The organism is Streptomyces sp. NPDC023527 (assembly GCF_055560115.1).
The window spans coordinates 115,814-136,350 of sequence record NZ_JBVHJJ010000001.1; the positions used below are offsets into that span (position 1 = coordinate 115,814).

Here is a 20,537-nt window from a genome sequence, read left to right on the forward strand (position 1 = left end):
GGCTCAACTGAGCCCGTCCGGCGATTGAGGACAAAGGGCGGGCGGGCGGGAGTGACCCCCTCAGACCAGCACCGACGCCAGCAGCTCAGCCACAAGCCGCGCCCCGTCCAGCGTCAGCACCGACTCCGGGTGGAACTGCACGCCCGCGAACCCGGGCCCCCGCACCGCATGCACCTCGCCGGAGGCGCCCCGGCTCAGTTCGACGCGGTGCATCGCCAGCTCCGCCTCCGTCACGTCACCGCACACAGCGGTGAACGTGTTGTAGAAGCCCACCGTCTCCTGGCGCCCGAAGAAGGCGATCCGCTCCTGCGCGCCCTGGAACGGCACCCGCTTGCGGACGATCTCCAGGCCCAGTTCCGCCGCGATCAGCTCATGGCCCAGGCAGACGCCCAGCAGCCCGTGCCGGTGCCCCTTCAGCAGGTCCGCCGCCAGGCCGCGCAGCAGCCGCATCTTCGGGTCGGCGGTGTCGGAGGGGTTGCCCGGGCCGGGGCCCAGCACCACCGGGCCCTCGTGGGCCAGCGCCGCGTCCCGCAGGCCCGGCTCGTCGTAGCGGCGCACCGTGACCGCCAGGCCCGACGTGCGCAGCAGGTGCGCCAGCATCGCCGTGAACGTGTCCTCGCCGTCGACGACCAGCGCGTGGCCGCTCAGCCGCGCCGTCGACGTCGTCGACTGCATCCGCAGCCAGAAGGGGGCCAGGTCGGCGCGGCGGGCGTCGAGCGCGGCCCGTACGTCGGGGTCGTCCGCGAACCGCGTCACCGGGGCGGCGGCCGCGTCCCGCCGCGCCGTGCGGGGGACACCGAGCGCCGCGAGGACGCCCGCCGCCTTGGCGTGGGTCTCGGCGACCTCGCCGTACGGGTCGGAGTGGCGCACCAGCGTCGCGCCGACCGGCAGCCGCAGCCGGCCGCGCCGGTCGATGTCGGCGGTGCGGATCAGGATCGGCGAGTCGAGGGTCCGGTCGCCGCCGGCGTCCCGGCCGATGAGGGCCAGCGCCCCGGCGTAGTAGCCGCGCCCACCCGGTTCGTGCCGCTCGATGACCCGGCAGGCGTTCTGCACCGGGGAGCCGGTCACCGTCGCCGCGAACATCGTCTCCCGCAGCACGTCCCGTACGTCCAGCGAGGAGCGGCCCCGCAGCTCGTACTCCGTGTGGGCCAGGTGCGCCATCTCCTTGAGCCGCGGCCCGACGACCACGCCGCCCATGTCGCCGACGGTGCACATCATCTTCAGCTCCTCGTCCACGACCATGGACAGCTCCTCCACCTCCTTGCGGTCGTGCAGGAAGGCCAGCAGCCCGTCCTTGGTGGGGCCCTCGGCGGGGTAGCGGTAGGTGCCGCTGATCGGGTTCATCACGACCGTGCCGCCGGACATCCGCACGTGCGCCTCCGGGCTGGCGCCCACGAGGGTCCGGTCGCCGGTGTGCACGACGTACGTCCAGTACGCGCCGCGCTCGCCGGCCAGCAGCCGGCGGAACAGCGCCAGGGCGTCGGCCGCGCCGAAGCCGTGGATCTCGCCCTCGAAGGTGCGCCGGATGACGAAATTGGCGCCCTCGCCCGAGCCGATCTCGTCCTCGATGACGCGCTCGACGATCCGCGCGTACTCCTCGTCGCCCACGTCGAAGGCGCCGCCCTCCACCCGGACCTCGTGCGCGGGAAGGGCGGCGAGGACGTCGGCGAGCGGCAGCTCGTGGCACTCCCGCGGGCGCAGCACCGCCAGCGGCGTGCCGTCGTCGCGGGCGTCGAAGCCGCGCTCGCGGATCTGCCGGAACGGGATGAGGGCGAGGGCGTCGACCACCGGCCGGCCGTCGGTGGGACCGCAGGCGGGGAGGGGGATGTCGGTGAGCCGCGCGCACTCCTCCACGGGGCCCAGGAGCAGCTCGACGCCGTCACCGTCCCGGCCGGGGGTGCGGCGGTGGAGCAGGGCGAAGGGCGGGCAGGCGGCGTCGGTCAGCCGTGCCAAAAGGGCGATGGTGTCGGGCATGCGGGGAGTTCCTTCCGGTGAGGGAGGAACGGCCCGGGAAACACCGAAGGCCGCCCCTCGGGCGGCCTTCGCGGTGCGTCAGTCGATGTACGCGCGATCAGTGGGCCGCCGGATGAGCGGTCCACCACCAGTTCTGAATCGTCGGCGCGAACATGCTCCGCACCCTACCGGACGTCCGATGGAGGCGAGCCGGTCCTGGGAGGGAGCGCCGGGGGCGTAAGGGGCGTGCGCCGCGCCTCAGGGGGGCGTGCGCCGTCTCACTGTGCGCCCGATGTGTCTCACAGTGCGGTCCGGGCGATGGACAGCCGCCCCGACCCCGTAGGGTTGGAGCGTGACCGTGAACGCTGAACTCCCCGCCGGTGGCAACACCTGGCGCTCCCTTCCCGCGGCGCAGCAGCCCGACTGGCCGGACCAAGAGGCTCTGCGCGATGTGATCGCCGAGCTCGAGTCCTATCCGCCTCTCGTCTTCGCGGGCGAGTGCGACCAGCTGCGCCAGCGCCTGGGAGCCGTCGCCCGCGGTGAGGCGTTCCTGCTCCAGGGCGGCGACTGCGCCGAGGCGTTCGACGCCGTCGGTGCCGACCAGATCCGCAACAAGCTCAAGACGCTCCTGCAGATGGGCGCCGTCCTGACCTACGCGGGCTCCGTGCCCGTGGTGAAGGTCGGCCGGATCGCCGGTCAGTACAGCAAGCCGCGCTCGAAGCCGACCGAGACCCGCGACGGCGTGACCCTGCCGACCTACCGCGGTGACTCCGTCAACGGCTTCGCCTTCACGCCCGAGGCCCGTACGCCGGACCCGCAGCGCCTGAAGCGGATGTACCACGCCTCCGCCGCGACGCTGAACCTGGTGCGCGCGTTCACCACCGGTGGCTACGCGGACCTGCGCCAGGTGCACGCCTGGAACCAGGACTTCGTGAAGTCCTCGCCCTCCGGTCAGCGCTACGAGGCGCTCGCCCGCGAGATCGACCGGGCGATGAACTTCATGAACGCCTGCGGGGTCGACCCGGAGGAGTTCAAGACCGTCGAGTTCTACGCATCCCACGAGGCGCTCGTCCTCGACTACGAGTCCTCGCTGACCCGCGTCGACTCGCGCACCGGCGACCTCTACGACGTCTCGGGCCACATGGTCTGGATCGGTGAGCGCACCCGGCAGCTGGACGGGGCGCACATCGAGTTCGCGTCGAAGATCCGTAACCCGATCGGCGTGAAGCTGGGCCCGACCACGACGCCCGAGGACGCGCTGACCCTCATCGAGCGGCTCGACCCCGAGCGCGAGCCCGGCCGGCTGACCTTCATCAGCCGCATGGGCGCCGACAAGGTCCGGGACAAGCTCCCGACGCTGGTCGAGAAGGTCACCGCCTCCGGCGCGCAGGTCGCCTGGATCTGCGACCCGATGCACGGCAACACCTTCGAGGCGGCCTCCGGTCACAAGACCCGGCGCTTCGACGACGTGCTGGACGAGGTCAAGGGCTTCTTCGAGGTCCACAAGGGCCTCGGCACCCACCCGGGCGGCATCCACGTCGAGCTGACCGGCGACGACGTCACGGAGTGCGTGGGCGGCGGCGACGAGATCTTCGTCGACGACCTGCACCAGCGCTACGAGACGGCCTGCGACCCGCGGCTCAACCGCAGCCAGTCGCTGGACCTGGCGTTCCTGGTGGCGGAGATGTACCGCGACCAGTAGGAGAACGGGCTGATCAAATGGCGTGGGGCGCGGATCCGGGTGATCCGCGCCCCACGCCGTTGTTATTCGGCCACCCGTCCGGGTAAGGTAAGGGTAACCTTATTGATCAACCCGGTAGGGCGGTGAACCGCGTGTACGTCTGCTCGTGCTTCGGCATCACGGAGCAGCAGGTGCGTGAGCACGCGGACAAGGGGGCGTGCACGCCCCGCCAGATAGCCTCCGCCAGCAAGGCCGGCACCGACTGCGGCAGCTGCGTGCGCCGCATCCAGTCCCTGCTCGGCCGTGGCGCGTGCCCGCGCCGCGAGCTGGCCGACCAGGGGGGCTCCGGGGTGCTCGAGGCCGACATACCCGCGGTGGAGCGGGCGCGGGCGGCCTAGCGTCCGCCGGAGCCGTCGATCCGCTCCGCCGTTCAGTCCGATCCGCCGTTCGACTGCTCGATGAACTGTGCGAGGTAGAGCGGTTCGCCGAGCTTCTCGATCAGGTCCAGCTGGGTGTCGAGATAGTCGATGTGGTCCTCCTCGTCCGCGAGGATCGACTCGAAGATGTTCGCCGAGGTGATGTCGCCCTTGGCCCGCATGACCTCCACCCCGCGCTTGAGCCGGTCGATGGCCTCGACCTCCACCTGCCGGTCGGCCTGGAACATCTCCACGATCGACTGCCCGATCCGCACATGGAAGAGCCGCTGGTAGTTCGGCAGCCCTTCCAGGAACAGGATCCGGTCGGTCAGCACCTCCGCGTGCCGCATCTCGTCGAACGACTCGGCGCGGGTGTGTGCGGCGATCTTCGTCCAGCCGAGGTGCTCCTGCATTTTCGCGTGCAGGAAGTACTGATTGATCGCGGTGAGCTCGGCAGTCAGCTGTTCATTGAGGAATTCGATGACCTCGGGGTCGCCCTGCATTGCAGAGTGCTCCTTCCTGGGGGCACCTCCCACGGCCGTTCAGGGCTGTGGGGGCGGGTGACTGGCAGGTTGCGGGAATCCTCGCACCGCCCCTCGAAACCGTCCAGTAAGTGCACACTTAGTGGGAGTTGCCCCAATAGCGGAACCCCTGGTCATCAGCACCGTCAAAGGTCTGACACCATGGAGTCATGGGTCAGTCGGAAAGCCGCAAAGGGGAACATCTTCAGCTTCCCCCGGGGCAGCGCCTCCAGCGCGGATGGCCGGTGACGCACTACGGACCGGTCCCGAAGTTCAAACCGGAGCGCTGGGAGTTCCGGGTCTTCGGTTCGACCGCCGACGGCGACAAGCACTGCTGGACGCACGACGAATTCTCCGCCCTCCCGTATTCGACGGTGGTCGCGGATCTGCACTGCGTCACGAAGTACAGCATGCTCGACGCCGAGTGGGGAGGTGTCTCGGCCCGTACGATCCTCGAACTCGCCCCGCCCGCGCCCGAGGTCACCCATGTCATGGTGTGGGCGGAATACGGCTTCAGCTCGAATCTGCGGCTGGCGGACTTCACCGCCGAGAAGACCATCTTCGCCACGCACAAGGACGGCGAGCTCCTGACCGCCGAGCACGGCTTCCCGGTCCGGCTGGTCGTCCCGCACCTGTACGCCTGGAAGGGCCCCAAGTGGGTGCGCGGCGTGGAGTACATGACCGCCGACCGCCGCGGCTTCTGGGAGGAGCGCGGCTACCACAACGTGGGCGACCCCTGGCGCGAGCAGCGCTACACCTACCAGGAACAGCCGGGCGACGGCCCCGAGGTCTGAGGACCCGCGGCGGATCCGCTAGAGGGCGACGCCCCCGCGCAGCGCCTTCAACCGCGCCACGTCCGCGGCGTGCCCCTCCTTGCCGCCCGGCGTCTCGATCGTCAGCGGCACGCCCTCCGTCGCGGGGTGCGTGAACAGCTCCGCGAACGGGTCGGCGCCGATGTGGCCGGAGCCGATGTTCTCGTGCCGGTCCCGGTGCGCGCCCACGCCCTCCTTGGAGTCATTGGCGTGGATCAGCTTCAGCCGCCCCTCGCCCACGACCGAGACCAGGTCGTCCAGGGTCTGCTTCATCCCGCCGATCCCCGCCAGGTCGTGACCCGCCGCGAAGACATGGCAGGTGTCCAGGCAGACCCCGAGCCGCGGGTGGCTCTCCAGCGCCTCGAAGTACGGGCCCAGGTCCCACACCTGTGAGCACAGCGAGGCGCCCTGACCGGCCGTCGGCTCCAGCAGCACCCAGGGATCGTCCTCGGTCAGCTCGTCCAGCAGCGGCAGCAGCCGCTCGTGGACCTGCGCCAGCGCCTCGCGGCGGTGCCGACCGCCGGTCGCCGAGCCCGTGTGCACGACGACACCGCGCGCGCCGATCGCCCGGCCCCGGCGCAGCGAGTGCCGCATCGACTCCACGGACAGCTCCGCGGTCGCCTCGGTGTGCGAGCCGAAATTGATCAGATACGGGGCATGGACGTACACCGGCAGCGACTCGTCCGCGCAGGCGGCGCGGAACTCCTCGTCCTGCCGGGGGTTGCCCGCCGGGGTCGCCCAGCCGCGCGGGTTGGCGACGAAGACCTGCACGGCCTCGGAGCCCATCTCCCGGGCGTAGGGCAGGCCGACCTTGGCGAGGCCGCCGGCGACGGGGATGTGCCCGCCGATGGGGTTGCGCGCGCGTGCGCGGTCGATGGCCGGGCCCATGGTCTACAGACCGCCCTTGAGCTTGATGGTGATCTCGCCGCCCTTGGGCGCCTGGTCGCCGCCCTTGACCGACTGGCTCTCGACCGAGTCGCGGGGGAAGAAGAACGGCCGCTCCACCTTGACCTTGAAGCCCACCGCCGTGAGGGCCGCCTTGGCCTCGGCCTCGCTCTTGCCGGTGACGTCGGGGACGGTGACCATCTCCTGGCCCTTGGAGACCGTGAGGGTCACGGTGTCGCCCTTGGCCGCCTGCGCGCCCTTGCCGGGGGACTGCTCCGCCACCGTGTCCTTGGGCTTGTCGGAGAAGACCCGGTTCTGCGAGACCTCCGCCCGCAGGCCCTTCTGGCCCAGGGCGGCGGTGGCGTCCGCGACGGACAGGCCGCTCACGTCCGGCACGTCCAGCACCTGGCCCTTGCTGACGGTCAGCGCCACGGGGGTGTCCGGCCGGCGCTCCACGCCGGGCGCCGGATCGGTGGCCAGTACCGAGCCCTGCGGGGTCTCGCCGCTGAACTGCTGACCGATCTCACCGACTGCCAGACCCGCGCCCTTGATCTTCTCCTTCGCCTTGTCGAGCGGCATGCCGACGACATTGGGCACCTCGGAACGCGCCGGTCCGCGCGAGACGGTGATGGTCACCTTGCCGGTGTTGCGGATGCGCTCACCGGTGCCGGGGTCCGTCGTCATCACCCGGCCGCGCTCGACGGTGTCGCTGAAGTCCTGCTTGACCTTCACCCCGAGCCCGGCCTTGCCCAGCTCCTTCTCGGCCTTCTCCTGCGGCATGTCCAGGACGGCCGGGACGGTGGTGAACTGGCCGGAGTTGATGTACCAGATGCCGGAGCCCACCAGCACCACCAGCACCGCGGCGAGCACCGCGAGCAGGCCGCGCCGGGGCAGCGGACGGCCCCGCGCGGGCCGCGGGGCGTCGGGGGCCGGCGGGGCGGGGGGAATCGGCTCCAGACGCGTGGTGCGGTTCAGCTCGTCCTCGGCCGCCTGCGGTGGCAGGGGCCGGGCCACGGCCGGCCGGGGCAGCACGCTCGTACGCTCCTCGGCACCGGCCGGCGCGGCGGACCGGCCGCCGGCCGTCGCCTGCGGCGGCACCGCGTCCAGCTCCTCGTCGGTCAGCCCCTCGCGCGCCGCGCGCACCAGCGCGAGCAGTCCCGCCGCGTCGGCGGGGCGCAGCCCCGGCTCGCGGGCGGTGGCGCCGGCCACCAGCTCGTCCAGCGCGGGCGCGAGACCCGGCACGGCGGCCGACGGCGGCGGAACGTCCTCGTGCAGGTGCTGGTAGAGCACCTGGGCGGCGGTGCTGCCGCCGTGCGGCTTGGCGCCGGTGAGCATCTCGTAGAGCACGACACCACAGGCGTAGACGTCCACGCGGGTGTCGGCCGTGCCGTGCTCGATCTGCTCGGGGGCCAGATACGACACCGTCCCGAGGACCGAGCCGGTGGAGGCGGTGGTGTTGGTGTCCACCGCCCGTACGAGCCCGAAGTCGGCGACCTTCACCCGGCCGTCGTCGCCGATCAGCACGTTCTCCGGCTTCATGTCGCGGTGCACCAGCCCCGCGAGGTGGGCCGCGCCCAGCGCCGCCAGGACCGGCTCCGCGATGTCGAGGGCGGCGCGCGGCTGCAGGGCGCCGCGCTCGCGCAGTACGTCGCGCAGGGTGCAGCCGGCCACGTACTCCATCGCGAGATAGACGTACGTGCCGTCCGTGCCCTGGTCGAAGACGCTCACCACATTGGGGTGGTCGAGCCGCGCCACGGACTTCGCCTCACGGATGAACCGCTCCACGAAGGCGTCGTCGGCGGCGAGGCCGGGATGCATCACCTTCAGCGCGAGCACCCGGTCGAGCCGGGTGTCGAGGGCGCGGTAGACCGTGGCCATGCCACCGACGGCGATGCGCGCCTCGACTCGGTAGCGGCCGTCGAGCGTATGCCCGACGAGCGGGTCCCCTAGCGTCGTATCCACGGGACGAGTCTAAGAGGCGCCGAGCCGGCCGGGCCCCCGCCCTTGTCGACCCCGCCCGGCCGGCTCATCCAGCCCGTCCGGCGTTTGATGACAAAGGGGGGCCCGGGGGCTCGCCCCCGGTTACGGGCCGAACGCCGGTCGCTCAGGATCCAACCGGGCCAAGCCCTCCGCAGGAGAAGACGCCTCGGCGAAGTGGCGGCGCGGAATCCGGCCCGCCCGGTGCGCCAGGCGGCCCGCCTCCACCGCGTGCCGCATCGCCTCCGCCATGAGGGCCGGCTCCTGGGCACGGGTGACCGCCGAGGCGAGCATCACCGCGGCGCAGCCCAGCTCCATGGCCAGAGCCACGTCGGAGGCCGTGCCCGCGCCCGCGTCGAGGATCACCGGCACCCCCGCGCGCTCGGTGATCAGCTGGAAGTTGTGCGGGTTGCGGATGCCGAGCCCGGAGCCGATGGGCGAGCCCAGCGGCATGATCGCCGCACAGCCCACGTCCTCCAGCTTGCGGGCGAGGACGGGGTCGTCGTTGGTGTACGGCAGCACCGTGAAGCCGTCGTCCACCAGGATCTCCGCGGCGTCCAGCAGCTCGATCGGGTCCGGCAGCAGGGTGCGCTCGTCGGCGATCACTTCGAGCTTGACCCAGTCCGTGCCGAGCGCCTCCCGGGCCAGCCGGGCGGTGAGGACGGCCTCGCCGGCGGTGAAGCAGCCCGCGGTGTTCGGCAGCACCCGGATGCCGTGCCGGGTGAGGACCGACAGGACCGAGCCCCGCACGCTCGCGTCGAGCCGGCGCATCGCGACGGTGGTCAGCTCGGTGCCGGAGGCCAGCAGCGCGCGCTCCAGGACGTCGAGGCTGGGCGCGCCGCCCGTACCCATGATCAGGCGCGAGGTGAACGTGGTGTCGGCGATGGTGAGCAGGTCGTCTGCCATCGGAGCTGATCAGCCTCCCTGTACCGCGGTGAGGACCTCGACGCGGTCGCCGTCGCCGAGTGTGGTGGCGGGCCACTGGCCGCGCGGTACGACCGCCTCGTTGACGGCGGCCGCGACACCGGTGGGGGCCGTGGTGAGCGAGGCCACCAGGGTGTCGAGCGTCAGGCCCGTGGGAATCGCGCGGCTCTCGCCGTTGACGCTGATGCCGACGTGGGCCTCGGGGCTGTCGGTGGGGTCGGTGGGGTTCATACGGGCAGCTCCTGGCTGGCGTTCGAGAAGCGTCGGGGGGAGAAGGGACGGGCCTCCTCGGGCAGCCGTCCGGTGGTCAGCACCTCGGCCATGACGTCACCCGTCACCGGCGTGAGCAGCACGCCGTTGCGGTGGTGGCCGGTGGCGGTGTGCAGCCCCGGCAGGTCCGTCGGGCCGAGCAGGGGCGCGTTGTCGGGGGAGCCGGGGCGCAGCCCGGCGCGGGTCTCCACCAGGGGCAGCTCGGTGATGCCGGGCACCAGCTCGTGGGCGTCGCGCAGCAGCTCGTAGACGCCGCCCGCGGTGACGGTGGTGTCCCAGCCGAGCTCCTCGGTGGTCGCGCCGACGACCAGCTCACCGTTCTCGCGCGGCACCAGGTACACATGGCCGCCGCGCACCACCGCCCGTACGGTCCGGGAGAGGAAGGGCCGGTGCGCGGAGGCGTACACGGGGGGCACGCGCAGCCGCAGGACCTGGCCCTTGACCGGGCGGACCGGCGGCAGGACCGCGTCGGGCACGCCCGCGAGGGTGCCGCTGCGGCTGCCCGCGGCGAGCACCGTCTGGCCGGCGGACAGGCGGGTGCCGTCGGAGAGCTCGGCGCCCACGGCGCGGTCCCGGGCGACGAGGAGCCGTACCGCCGGCGCGCGGTGGAAGGCCACCCCGGCCCGCTCGCACGCGGTGAGCAGGGCCGCGGCGAGCCGCCGCGGATCGGTCTGGTGGTCGCCGTCCACCCGCACACCCCCGCGCACGCCCGGCGCGAGCATCGGCTCCAGGCGGCGGCACTCGCGCCCCGAGAGCCACTGCGACTCCAGACCGGACCGCAGCTGGAGTTCGTGCAGCTCCCGCAGGTGCTCCCGGTCGTCGGCGTCCAGGGCCACGGCGAGCGTGCCGCACGCGCGGTAGCCGGTGTCCTGGCCGCTCGCCTCCTCCAGCTCGGCCGTGAACCGCGGATAGCGCCGCGCGGAGGCGAGGTTGAGCGCGAGCAGCCGCTCCTCGCCGTAGTGCAGTTCGGTCACCGCGGCCAGCATCCCGGCCGCGACCTGTGCCGCCCCGCCGCCGGGCGACGGGTCCGCGACGGCGGTGCGCAGGCCGCGCTGGGCCGCCCGCCACGCCGTGACCAGGCCGATGACACCGCCGCCGATGACGAGGACGTCGCACGTCCCCGGTGACGCGGTGGACAACGCGTACATGAGTGTCCAGCCCCTCCCTTCGCCGGCATGACCCGGATCAGGTTCGTACGGTCGGAGGCCGTCCAGCCTCCCTCTCAGCCCGGTGCGTCCGGGCTCCCGCGAGTGCTTTGCAGCGGCCACCCTAGTACGGGCCCCGAAGCGACCGGAAGGCCGGATGGGGGCGCCCGGAGGCGCCCGGGAGCCCGTCCCGCGCGCCGCGCCGGGCGCCGGAGCACGCCAAACACCGTGACGCTGTGTCAGAGGTCTCGTCACACGGTGCTCCGGTCCGGCCCGGCCCCCGCCCTACAGTTGATCGGGTGAGCGAGCACCGGGAAGAAACCCATACCTCCAGTGACCGTCGCGTCGTCATCGTGGGCGCCGGGATGGCCGGCGTGCAGACCGCCGTGGCCCTGCGCGAACAGGGCTGGTCCGGCACCGTCACGCTGCTGGGCGCCGAGCCCCACCCGCCGTACGACAGGCCGCCGCTCTCCAAGGCCGTGCTGCTGGGCAAGGCGGAGGGGTCCGCGTTCGAGGTGGACTTCGCGTCCCTCGGCATAGACCTGCGCCTCGGCGTCGACGTCACCGGCCTGCGCGCCGATGAGCGGCTGCTGGACACCACCGCCGGCCCGGTCCCATACGACGTGCTGGTCATCGCCACCGGCGCGCGGCCCCTGGAGCTCCCCGGCAGCGAGGACGTCCCCGGCGTGCACCTGCTGCGCACCCTGGACGACGCGCAGCGGCTGCGGCCGGTGCTGGCCGAGCAGCACGACGTGGTGGCCGTCGGCGCGGGCTGGATCGGCGCGGAGTTCGCGACCGCCGCCCGCGAGGCCGGCTGCCGGGTGACCGTCGTGGAGGCCGCCGACCGGCCGCTGGCGGGCGCCCTGCCCGCCGAGGTCGCCGCCCACATGGCCACCTGGTACGCCGACAGCGGCGCCCGGCTGCTCACCGGCGCCCGCGTGGCCGCGGTGGAGCCGGGCGCGGTGGTGCTGGCCGACGGCACCCGGCTGGCGGCCGGCGCGGTGGTCGTGGGCATCGGGGCGCGGCCGGCGACCGACTGGCTGGCCGGCTCGGGCGTCGAGCTCGCGGCGGACGGTTCGGTGGCCGCCGACGAGCGGCTGCGCACGACCCTGCCCGACGTCCACGCGGTCGGCGACTGCGCCTCCTTCCCCTCCGCCCGCTACGGCGAGCGGCTGCTGGTCCACCACTGGGACAACGCCCTCCAGGGCCCGCGGACCGTCGCCCAGAACATCGTGCTCGCCCCGGCCCCGGGCCCGGTCTACGACCCGGTGCCCTACTTCTGGTCCGAGCAGTTCGGCCGTTTCGTGCAGTACGCCGGCCACCACCTCGACAGCGACGAATTGGTGTGGCGCGGCGATCCCACGAGCGCCGCCTGGAGCGTGTGCTGGCTGCGTGACGACGTCCTCGTCGCGCTGCTGGCCGTCGGCCGGCCCCGGGACCTGGCCCAGGGGCGCAAGCTCATCGAGCGCGGCGCGACCCTGGACCGTACGAGGACCGCGAACGCGTCGCTGCCGCTCAAGGCGGCCGCCGTGTGACGGCCGGGCGGGGGTTCGTGGGCGACTCGCTGGGCCCGTGTCGGGTCAACCCGGCTACCGACTGTCAGTCCCAGATGGCAGGCTTGTCCCGTGACCGAGATTGACGCAAAGATCGATGCTCTCGTCCCCGCCTGGCTCAACCTCCCCGACGTAGCCGAAAACCTCGGCGTCGAGGTGACGCGCGTCCGGCAGCTGGTCAAGGAAGGCCAGCTGATCGCGGTGCGCCGTGGCGAGAACCGAGTGCTCATGGTGCCCGCCGACTTCATCGGCGACGGCAAGGTGATCAAGGGCCTGGCCGGCACCTTGACCCTGCTGCGGGACGACGGCTTCAGCGACGAGGAGATGCTGGAGTGGCTGTTCACGGCCGACCCGACCCTGCCGGGCACCCCTGCGCAGGCCCTGCGCGAGAATCGCGGCACGGAGGTGAAGCGCCGCGCCCAGGCGCTGGCCGTCTGAGCCGCCCGACCCGCGCACAGGCGCGGTAGCCGCGCGGGTAAGCGCGCGGGACGCGGAGAACCGCGTGGAGAACACCGTCCGGCGTACGGGCAGGGGCGCGCCCCTGCCCGTACGCCGCCGACCCGGGGGGAGACACCCATGTCCGTCACCGCACGCGAGCGGCTCGCCGATGCCCGGCTGTATCTGTGCACCGACGCCCGCAAGCGCCAGGGCGACCTGCCCGAGTTCCTGGACGCGGTGCTCGCCGCCGGCGTGGACATCGTCCAGCTGCGCGACAAGGGCATGGAGGCGGGCGAGGAGCTGGAGCACCTCGCCGTCCTCGCCGACGCCGCCCGCCGCCACGGCCGGCTCGTCGCGGTCAACGACCGCGCGGACGTCGCGCACGCCATCGGCTCCGACGTGCTGCACCTGGGCCAGGGCGACCTGCCCGTGCCGGCCGCCCGCGCGATCCTCGGCGAGGACGTGCTCATCGGCCGCTCCACCCACGCCGAGACCGAGGTCGACGCCGCCGTCGCCGAGCCCGGCGTGGACTATTTCTGCACCGGCCCCTGCTGGCCCACCCCCACCAAGCCCGGGCGGTACGCCCCGGGGCTGTCCCTGGTCCGCTACGCCGCCGCGCTGGAGCCCGTACGCCCCTGGTTCGCGATCGGCGGGATCGACGCGGGCAATCTGGACGAGGTGCTGGACGCCGGTGCCCGGCGGGTCGTCGTGGTCCGCGCGATCACCGAGGCCGACGACCCGGGCGACGCCGCGGCGACGCTCGCCAAGCGTGTCCGCGCCTACGGAGCGTAGCCACCGGAACGCCGGCCCGCCGCGGCCGTCCGCAGGGCTCCGACGGTCGGCGGACCGCAGGGAGACCGCCAAGGGAACGTCAACGGAACATGAACAGACCGTCCGGAACGCGGACGGAAGCCCGGCGTATCGGGCATATCGAAGTGAAGGGTTGGGGCTCCGGTCGAGCGCTGGTTAACTTGCCGGTATGGCCCTTGGTACAGCCTCCACCAGGACAGACCACGCGCGCACAGTGCGTGACCTGCTCGCTTCCGGCGAGCGCTCGTATTCGTTCGAGTTCGCGGCACCGAGGTCCGAGAAGGGCGAACGGACCCTGTGGAACGCCATCCGCCGCATCGAGGCGGTCGGCCCCACCTTCGTCTCCGTGACCTACGGCGCCGGAGGCTCCTCCCGTGAGGGCACCGTGCGGGTGACGGAGCGGATGGCGACCGACACCACCCTCACACCCGTCGCCCACCTCACGGCGGTCAACCACTCGACGGCCGAACTGCGCAACATCATCGGCCAGTACGCCGATGTCGGCATCCGCAACATGCTCGCGCTGCGCGGCGATCCGCCCGGCGACCCCATGGGCGAGTGGGTGCACCACCCCGACGGCGTCCGCTACGCCGCCGACCTCGTCAGGCTCATCAAGGAATCGGGCGACTTCTGCGTCGGCGTCGCCGCGTTCCCCGAGATGCACCCGCGCTCGGACAACTGGGAAACCGACATCCGGCACTTCGTGGACAAGTGCCGGGCCGGTGCCGACTTCGCCATCACCCAGATGTTCTTCTACCCGGAGGACTATCTGCGGCTGCGCGACCGGGTCGCGGCGGCCGGCTGCGACACCCCGATCATTCCCGAGATCATGCCGGTCACCAACGTCCGCCAGATCGAACGATTCGCACAGCTCAGCAACGCCGCCTTCCCGCCCGAGCTGGCCGAGCGGATCCTCGCGGTCAAGAACGATCCGGCCGCTGTACGCTCGATCGGGATCGAGTACGCCACGCAGCTGTGCGCTCGGTTGATGGCCGAGGAAATTCCCGGGTTGCACTTCATTACCCTGAACCACTCCACGGCGACGCTGGAAATCTACGAGAATCTGGGACTGCACCAGCGGTCCTGACGGCCGTCCCGTGGGAGACGGCCGCATGAGAGGGGCGTAAATGGGCTGGACGGTCCTCTATATCGCGTTCGGCGTCGTCGCGCTCTGGCTGCTGGGCGAGGTCCTGCTCCAGTACAAGGCGCGACTGCGCTGGCGGCTCCTCGCCTTCGTGGGCTTCCTCGGTGTGGTCGTGGGCGTCGTCATCCCGTCCGTCGTGGTCATCGCGGTGGGCGCCATCGCCTTCGCGATCGGCCAGACCTACGTGACGCTCTCCTTCCGGCGGGGCTTCTCCACCGGCTGGGCGCTCCGCCGCGACAAGGGCGGCGCGCCCTCCGCCGACGCGGCAAAGCCCCGGTCCGGGCGGCGCCGCAAGGGCGGCGACCGGCCCTCCGCCCCGCTCCCCGAGCCCACCCGGCAGCACGACGACACCGCCGTCTTCGAACCGATCCCCGAGCCGGGCGACGAGCCGGAGCTGGTGCCCGACGCCCCGCTGCGCACCGCCGCGCAGCCGATGCCGGACGTCACCCAGGCCAACCCCGCGGGCCCGTACGGGAACTACGCCGACGACACCGGCTACGGCACCACCGCGACCGGCCAGGACGCCAACGGCTTCGGCCCCTACGACACCTACGGCGGCCAGGCGCCCGACCCCGCCACTGCGCCCGGACCCGCCCCCGGCGGCCAATTCGACTACGGTCAGGGGCAGTACGCCGCGTACTCCGACCCGTACATCGGCAGCCGCCAGCAGCAGACCTACGAGCAGTACGACGCGTTCGGCCAGCCGGTGTCCTACCCGCAGCAGCAGTACGGCCAGGGCGCCTACCCCGCCGACGCCTACGGGCAGCAGCCCTACGACACCCCGCCCGGCGGCGTCTGGGTCCCCCAGCAGCGCGACGGCGAGAACCCGCCCCCGCCCAACCCCCAGCAGCAGCCCTACCCCCAGCAACTGCCGGGCTACGACGAGCAGCAGTACCGCTACTGACCCGCCCCCGGGACGGGGTTCACCGCGGGCTCACTGCGAGCCGCGCCAGTCGGCCCCGTCCACGATCAGGCCGGCGACCATCGCCCCGGACATCCCGGCGTGGGCGAGCCCGCCGCCGGGGTGGGCGAAACCACCCGCGAGGTACAGACCGGACACGTCCGTGGCGTTCCCCGGTCGCAGGAACGCGCCGCCGGCACCGGCCAGTACGGGCGCGGGCACACCCCCGCCCTCGGCGCCGGTCGTCACCTCCGTGTCGGCCGGAGTGCGGAACTCCCGCCACAGCAGCCGCTCCCGCAGCCCCGGAATCGCCTTCGCGGCGGCGTCGGTCATCCGCTCCGCGAAGGCGGCGGCGGCCGTCTCGTCGGCCCAGTCGGCCTTTCCGTGCGGCGCGACCGTCGCGGTGAGCGTGACGGCCTCATGGCCGTCGTCCGGGCGGGTGGCCGGGTCGTCGGGGCGCAGCACCGTCACCGTCGGCCGGTAGGCGAGCCCACCGGACGCTTCGCCGAAGACCGCCGCCAACTCCGCCGCGCGGTCCGGGGCGTGGACCACCGTGCGGTGCGCGATGTCCTCGGGGCGGGCCCCGCGCAGGGCCAGGAAGACGGTGAACCTGCCGGGCGGCACCGCGGCGGCGGGACCGCCGGCCGCGCCCGGCGCGATCGCGGCCAGCCGCCCGGGTGACACCCCGGCGACCACCATGTCCGCCTCGGCCACCTCCCCGCCGGCCAGCTCGACACCGGCGGCACGGCCGTCCTTCTCCACCAGGCCCACCACCTCCACGCCGAAGCGGAACTCCACCCGGCGTGCCACGCACCGCGCGTGCAGCGCGTCCGCCAGCCCCCGCATCCCACCGCGCACGTACCAACTGCCGAAGGTCTGCTCCATGTACGGCAGCACCGTCGCGCTCGCTGGCACCTGCCGCGGATCGAGCCCGTACGCCAGGGCGTGGCTCTCCAGGAGCGCGATCAGCCGGGGATCCCGCAACTCCCGCTCGGCGACGGACGCGAGCGTGGGCGCGGCGCTCCGCCGGAACAGGCCGCGTCGGCGCACCGCCGGATACGGGTCGCGCCCCAGCGCCTCGCGGACGGCCGGTTCGCCGTGCAGCGGCTCCTCCAGCAGCGGCCGCCGGGTCGCGTCCCAGACCTCGCGCGCCCGGTTGACCAGCTCGCTCCAGCGCTCCCCGGCACCCGGGCCGATCGCGCCGTCCAGCGCCTCGACGACACCGGCCCGGGAGGCGTTGGGCAGGGACACCGCGGTGCCGTCCGCGAAGAGATGGCCGCTCGCGGGGTCGACCTGGACGAGCTCGACGCTCCGCTCCAGCGACTCCTTGCCGGTCTTGACGAACAGATCGCGGTAGACCGCCGGCAGGTGCAACAGCCCCGGCCCCGTGTCGAAGACGAAACCGTCCCGGGCCAGCCGCCCGACGCCACCGCCGTGCGTCGCCGCCCGCTCGTACACCGCCACCCGGTGGCCCGCGACGGCCAGCCTGGCGGCGGCTGCCATCGCGCCCATCCCGGCGCCGATCACCGCAATTCGTGCCATGGGAGCGACTGTATCCGCACGTGCGCACTGAGGCTGAACGCTCAGGCGTGAGTACGCGTACTCAGAGGACGAGATGAGTAGTCGCGCGGATGGGCCGCGCGCCGGAGCAGGGAAGAGTAGTGCTCACGGAAGGGGCGCGGGCCCGGCACCGCCGACACGGGGCGGCGGAACGGCCCGCGGCCCCGACCGTGACCGGGGGAGCACGGGAGCTCCGAGGGAACGGGGGCTCGGGGGAGCACGGGGGAACGCCGTTCCGGCGTCGGCCGAGGGGGATCGGTCGGCGCCGGAACAGCGCGTGCGAGGCAGCGGTACGGACCGGCGAGCGCTATGGACCGGCGAGCGCTACGAACCTGAGAGTGCTACGGACCCGTGGGGCCCCGCTGGTGGATGCCGCCGCCGAACCGCCCCCGGAGCAGTCGTGAGAGGGCCGCGTGCACCTCGTCGACCGACCGTTCCGGCTGGAACGACTGCCAGTCCAGGGCCGCCACCAGCACCATCCCGCACAGCGCGGACGCCGTCAGCGGGACGTCGACGTCCTCGCTCAGCTCACCCGCCGCGACCGCCTCCCGCAGGACGGACTCGATCGCCTCGATGGCCTTTTGCCGCACCTGCGTCAGCGTCGGCTGCCAGGCCCGGCCGGTCCGCCACAACTCCGCCACGTAGAGCCGGGTCAGCGACGGGTGGTGCGCGACGAAGTCCAGCCCGGCGCGGATCATGGCGTCCAGGGCGTCGATCCGGCCGCCGCCGTGCTCGGCCGTCTCGTCGGCGGCCCGTCGCAGGGAGTCGGTCAGCCGCTCTATGCCGTGCCGCAGCAGCTCCTCGAAGAGAACGGTCTTGCTCGCGAAGTTGTAGTAGACCGTGCCCTTGGCGACTCCGGCCCGTTCGGCGATCTCGTCCACGGTGGTGGAGGAGAAGCCCTGTTCGGCGATGAGGGTGACCGCGGCTTCGAAGAGCTTCCGCCGGGTGTTGAGGCGGCGCGTACTGCAGCTGTCCATGAGGTGATTCTCCCTGCCGCAGCCCGCCTGTCGGCGGCTACGCCGAACTCCCCGCCGGGCTGGGGCATTCGCGCAGGTCGGAGCCGATTGTCAGTGGTGTGCCCCACGATGGGTGCAGACGGCGGCCATGCCCGCACGCGGCAGGCCGCCCCGACGAAGGAGGTTCGTCATGGCCGCCAGCGCGAGCGACGTTCACCCTGTTCACCCTGTGCCGCGCCGGGCCGCGGCCCCGCCCGCGGCTCTCGATCTGCTGACCCAGGCCGAGCGGGGCCTGGCGGAAGCGGCCGCCCTCGAAGCCCCCCACGAGCGGTACGCCACCGCGCATCTCGCCGCCCTGCGCACCGCGGCGGCCGTCCTCGCCGTCCACGGCCGCCCGGAGACCACGGAGCGGCGCCGCCGCCGGATCCGCAGCGCCTGGGAGGTGCTCCCGGAGGTCGCACCCGAACTGACCGAGTGGAGCGCGCTCTTCGCCTCCGGCGCGGCCCGGCGCGCCCGCGCGGAAGCGGGCATCCCCACCGCCGCGAACCCCCGCGAAGCGGACGACCTCCTCCGCGACGCGGCCATGTTCCTCCGCCTCGTCGAACACATGCTGACCCTCCAGCCCCGCCTGCCCCGACAGTCGATGGGGGAGCGGGAGGCGGGCTGAGGGGGGTGGGCGCGGGCCGGGGGTGCCCGGCGAGCGTCCGGGGCCCGCCCCCTTGTTCCCGCCGCGACGGCGAACGCCCCCCCCCCGCGGCGCGGCCCGGCGGTGCCCGCTGAGCGGATGGGGGTCCGGCCGCTGGGGGGCGCGGGAGCTTCCCTGCGGCTAGGTGTGCCCGGTGGCCCCGCCGGACACAGTTCCCGCCGCCGCGGCGAACGCACCCGCGGCGCGGCCCGGCGGTGCCCGCCGAGCGGACGTGGTTCGGCCCCCGCCGGTCGCGTGGAGGCTTCCGCCTCCGCGATGCGGTCGACCGCAGCCGACGTCCCGCGTGCCGCCGCCCACGTGGCACCGTCGTCCGGCCGTGGGCTCGTCGGAAGCGCGGGCGCAGCCCATTAGGCTGGGGCAGCTCAGGGCAGTCGGTCCGCGTCGACTGTCCGGTCGTCCGTCATCGTCGCCACCGCCGAGGAGCCACCCGCCGTGTCAGACCCGCTGCGCCCCCGGGCGTCCCTCCGTACCGCCGTGGTCTGGGAGGTCCTGCGGGACGCCCTGGATCGCCGGGTCAAGGCCGCCGGGAGCGAGACCGGAGGCGCGCTGGAGGTCCTCGACACCGGTGGCGGCTCCGGCTACTTCGCGGTGCCGGTCGCCCGCCTCGGGCACCGCGTCACCGTCGTCGACCCCAGCCCCAACGCCCTGTTCGCGCTGGAGCGCCGGGCCGCCGAGGCCGGTGTCGCCGACCGGGTGCGCGGTGTCCAGGGCGACGCCCACGGCCTGTTCGACGTCGTCGAGCGCGGTTCCTACGACGCGGTCCTGTGCCACGGCGTGCTGGAGTACGTGGACGACCCCGCCGAGGGCGTCCGCAACGTCGTCGAGGCGCTCCGCCCCGCCGGCACCCTCAGCCTGCTCGCCGCCGGCCAGGGCGGCGCCGTCCTCGCCCGCGCCCTCGCCGGTCACTTCTCCGAGGCCCGCCAGGCGCTCACCGACCCCGCCGGTCACTGGGGCGCCGGCGACCCGGTCCCGCGCCGGTTCACGGCCGACCAGCTCTCCGAGCTGGTCGGCGCCGCCGGCCTGGAGGTCGGAGCCGTGCACGGGGTGCGCGTCTTCGCCGATCTGGTGCCCGGCGTGCTGCTGGACGCCGAGCCCGGAGCCATGGAGGCGCTGCTCCAGCTGGAGGCCGCCGCGGCCGAGCTGCCCGCCTTCCACTCGGTGGCCACTCAACTGCACGTACTGGCCGAGCGTGGCTGAGCGCGCGCAGTAGGTCACAGGCCACCCGATCAGCCGCTTCGCCCCGTATGATCGGGGGACACCGTCCGGCATGGCGTATCGACGGAGCGGGAATGTACGTCTCGACACCACGATCGCCACGTTGACATCGGTGGGTGGATTGGCGCAGAGGGGCGGGTTTCACGGGGGCGATTCCCTGCCTATCCTGAAAGGGTCGCACCCCGGTCGCCCCCCGCGACCGACGAGTAGGAGGACTCCGTGCCGCTCTCGGAGCACGAGCAGCGCATGCTCGAGCAGATGGAGCGAGCGCTGTACGCCGAAGATCCCAAGTTCGCGACAGCGCTCGAGGGCAGCGGCCTGCGCACGTACACCCGGCGACGGGTCTACCAGGCGGTCGCCGGATTTCTGGTGGGCATCGCGCTCCTCATGACCGGCGTGATGATTCCGGGACAGTACTGGATCAGCGTCGTGGGCTTCCTGATCATGCTGGGCTGCGCGGCTCTCGCCGTCACCGGCTGGCGCAAGGCCCCCAGGGCCGGGGCGCAGCCCGGAGCGGTCGGCCCGGCGGGGGCGATGGGCCGGGGCCAGATCCGGCAGCGCCGCAGCGTGATGAACCGCATCGAGCAGCGGTGGCAGCGCCGCCGTGACGAGCAGGGCCACTGAGTCCGCACCGCATTCTTTGATGATGCCTTCGGCGTGGGCCGGGACG

At 73.2% G+C, this 20,537-nt stretch carries 21 protein-coding genes and 1 riboswitch; of the genes, 11 read left to right on the forward strand and 10 right to left on the reverse strand.

Features of this window, described 5'->3' with window-relative positions:
• Positions 1-60: 60 nt before the first annotated feature.
• A complete protein-coding gene (locus tag ACZ303_RS00530) occupies positions 61-1,974 on the reverse strand; it encodes an anthranilate synthase family protein (protein ID WP_467333530.1) in 1,914 nt (637 codons plus the stop codon).
• 97 nt (positions 1,975-2,071) lie between these two features.
• Complete coding sequence (locus ACZ303_RS00535) at positions 2,072-2,128, reverse strand: trp operon leader peptide (protein ID WP_467334580.1); 57 nt, start codon at positions 2,126-2,128, stop codon at positions 2,072-2,074.
• 177 nt (positions 2,129-2,305) lie between these two features.
• Here ACZ303_RS00535 and ACZ303_RS00540 point away from each other — a divergent pair, with 177 nt between their 5' ends.
• Together ACZ303_RS00540 and ACZ303_RS00545 are read left to right on the forward strand one after the other, a co-directional pair.
• Positions 2,306-3,655 carry a class II 3-deoxy-7-phosphoheptulonate synthase gene (locus ACZ303_RS00540; protein WP_467333532.1) on the forward strand — a complete coding sequence of 450 codons (1,350 nt, stop codon included), beginning with the start codon at positions 2,306-2,308 and terminating at the stop codon, positions 3,653-3,655.
• Between the two features lie 122 nt (positions 3,656-3,777).
• A complete protein-coding gene (locus tag ACZ303_RS00545) occupies positions 3,778-4,032 on the forward strand; it encodes a (2Fe-2S)-binding protein (protein ID WP_467333534.1) in 255 nt (84 codons plus the stop codon).
• Positions 4,033-4,064: 32 nt separating this feature from the next.
• Here the strand turns inward: ACZ303_RS00545 and bfr are convergent, their stop codons facing one another.
• Positions 4,065-4,553 carry a bacterioferritin gene (gene bfr, locus ACZ303_RS00550; RefSeq protein ID WP_467333536.1) on the reverse strand — a complete coding sequence of 163 codons (489 nt, stop codon included), beginning with the start codon at positions 4,551-4,553 and terminating at the stop codon, positions 4,065-4,067.
• Positions 4,554-4,741: 188 nt separating this feature from the next.
• On the opposite strand from bfr, the gene ACZ303_RS00555 reads away from it, so the two are divergent.
• Positions 4,742-5,365 carry a sulfite oxidase-like oxidoreductase gene (locus tag ACZ303_RS00555; RefSeq protein ID WP_467333538.1) on the forward strand — a complete coding sequence of 208 codons (624 nt, stop codon included), beginning with the start codon at positions 4,742-4,744 and terminating at the stop codon, positions 5,363-5,365.
• Positions 5,366-5,383: 18 nt separating this feature from the next.
• Here ACZ303_RS00555 and ACZ303_RS00560 read toward each other — a convergent pair whose 3' ends face one another.
• The 5 genes from ACZ303_RS00560 to thiO form a co-directional block, all read right to left on the reverse strand.
• Complete coding sequence (locus tag ACZ303_RS00560; RefSeq protein WP_467333540.1) at positions 5,384-6,271, reverse strand: deoxyribonuclease IV; 888 nt, start codon at positions 6,269-6,271, stop codon at positions 5,384-5,386.
• Between the two features lie 3 nt (positions 6,272-6,274).
• Entirely contained in the window at positions 6,275-8,230 is a 1,956-nt protein-coding gene (gene pknB / locus ACZ303_RS00565) for a Stk1 family PASTA domain-containing Ser/Thr kinase (protein ID WP_467333542.1), read from the reverse strand.
• Positions 8,231-8,350: 120 nt separating this feature from the next.
• Entirely contained in the window at positions 8,351-9,151 is an 801-nt protein-coding gene (locus tag ACZ303_RS00570; protein WP_467333545.1) for a thiazole synthase, read from the reverse strand.
• A 9-nt stretch (positions 9,152-9,160) separates the two neighbouring features.
• Positions 9,161-9,400, reverse strand: coding sequence for a sulfur carrier protein ThiS (thiS, locus tag ACZ303_RS00575; RefSeq protein ID WP_467333546.1), 240 nt, complete (start codon positions 9,398-9,400; stop codon positions 9,161-9,163).
• Entirely contained in the window at positions 9,397-10,587 is a 1,191-nt protein-coding gene (thiO, locus tag ACZ303_RS00580; protein ID WP_467333548.1) for a glycine oxidase ThiO, read from the reverse strand. Before thiO ends, thiS begins: the two co-directional genes overlap by 4 nt.
• A riboswitch (TPP riboswitch) is annotated at positions 10,585-10,697 on the reverse strand. (Overlaps the previous gene by 3 nt.)
• A 252-nt stretch (positions 10,698-10,949) precedes the next feature.
• Here thiO and ACZ303_RS00585 point away from each other — a divergent pair.
• The 5 genes from ACZ303_RS00585 to ACZ303_RS00605 all read left to right on the forward strand — a co-directional run bounded on the left by ACZ303_RS00585 (position 10,950) and on the right by ACZ303_RS00605 (position 15,433).
• Positions 10,950-12,119 carry an NAD(P)/FAD-dependent oxidoreductase gene (locus ACZ303_RS00585; protein ID WP_467334582.1) on the forward strand — a complete coding sequence of 390 codons (1,170 nt, stop codon included), beginning with the start codon at positions 10,950-10,952 and terminating at the stop codon, positions 12,117-12,119.
• Between the two features lie 90 nt (positions 12,120-12,209).
• Complete coding sequence (locus ACZ303_RS00590) at positions 12,210-12,575, forward strand: Rv2175c family DNA-binding protein (protein ID WP_467333550.1); 366 nt, start codon at positions 12,210-12,212, stop codon at positions 12,573-12,575.
• Between the two features lie 138 nt (positions 12,576-12,713).
• Positions 12,714-13,367 carry a thiamine phosphate synthase gene (thiE, locus tag ACZ303_RS00595; protein ID WP_467333552.1) on the forward strand — a complete coding sequence of 218 codons (654 nt, stop codon included), beginning with the start codon at positions 12,714-12,716 and terminating at the stop codon, positions 13,365-13,367.
• A 187-nt stretch (positions 13,368-13,554) separates the two neighbouring features.
• A complete protein-coding gene (gene metF, locus ACZ303_RS00600; RefSeq protein ID WP_467333554.1) occupies positions 13,555-14,472 on the forward strand; it encodes a methylenetetrahydrofolate reductase [NAD(P)H] in 918 nt (305 codons plus the stop codon).
• 40 nt (positions 14,473-14,512) lie between these two features.
• The gene (locus ACZ303_RS00605; protein ID WP_467333556.1) at positions 14,513-15,433 is read left to right on the forward strand and encodes a hypothetical protein; all 921 of its coding nucleotides are present in this window, start codon (positions 14,513-14,515) and stop codon (positions 15,431-15,433) included.
• Between the two features lie 30 nt (positions 15,434-15,463).
• Here the strand turns inward: ACZ303_RS00605 and ACZ303_RS00610 are convergent, their stop codons facing one another.
• Together ACZ303_RS00610 and ACZ303_RS00615 are read right to left on the reverse strand one after the other, a co-directional pair.
• Positions 15,464-16,972, reverse strand: a complete 1,509-nt coding sequence (locus tag ACZ303_RS00610; RefSeq protein WP_467333558.1) for a phytoene desaturase family protein — start codon at positions 16,970-16,972, stop codon at positions 15,464-15,466.
• Between the two features lie 359 nt (positions 16,973-17,331).
• A complete protein-coding gene (locus tag ACZ303_RS00615; RefSeq protein WP_467333560.1) occupies positions 17,332-17,967 on the reverse strand; it encodes a TetR/AcrR family transcriptional regulator in 636 nt (211 codons plus the stop codon).
• 169 nt (positions 17,968-18,136) lie between these two features.
• On the opposite strand from ACZ303_RS00615, the gene ACZ303_RS00620 reads away from it, so the two are divergent.
• The 3 genes from ACZ303_RS00620 to ACZ303_RS00630 all read left to right on the forward strand — a co-directional run bounded on the left by ACZ303_RS00620 (position 18,137) and on the right by ACZ303_RS00630 (position 20,491).
• Positions 18,137-18,613: an SAV_6107 family HEPN domain-containing protein gene (locus tag ACZ303_RS00620; protein ID WP_467333562.1), complete on the forward strand. Its 477-nt coding sequence runs from the start codon at positions 18,137-18,139 to the stop codon at positions 18,611-18,613.
• 471 nt (positions 18,614-19,084) lie between these two features.
• Positions 19,085-19,849 carry a methyltransferase gene (locus ACZ303_RS00625; protein WP_467333564.1) on the forward strand — a complete coding sequence of 255 codons (765 nt, stop codon included), beginning with the start codon at positions 19,085-19,087 and terminating at the stop codon, positions 19,847-19,849.
• A gap of 237 nt (positions 19,850-20,086) precedes the next feature.
• Positions 20,087-20,491, forward strand: coding sequence for a DUF3040 domain-containing protein (locus ACZ303_RS00630; RefSeq protein ID WP_467333566.1), 405 nt, complete (start codon positions 20,087-20,089; stop codon positions 20,489-20,491).
• Positions 20,492-20,537: the final 46 nt, after the last annotated feature.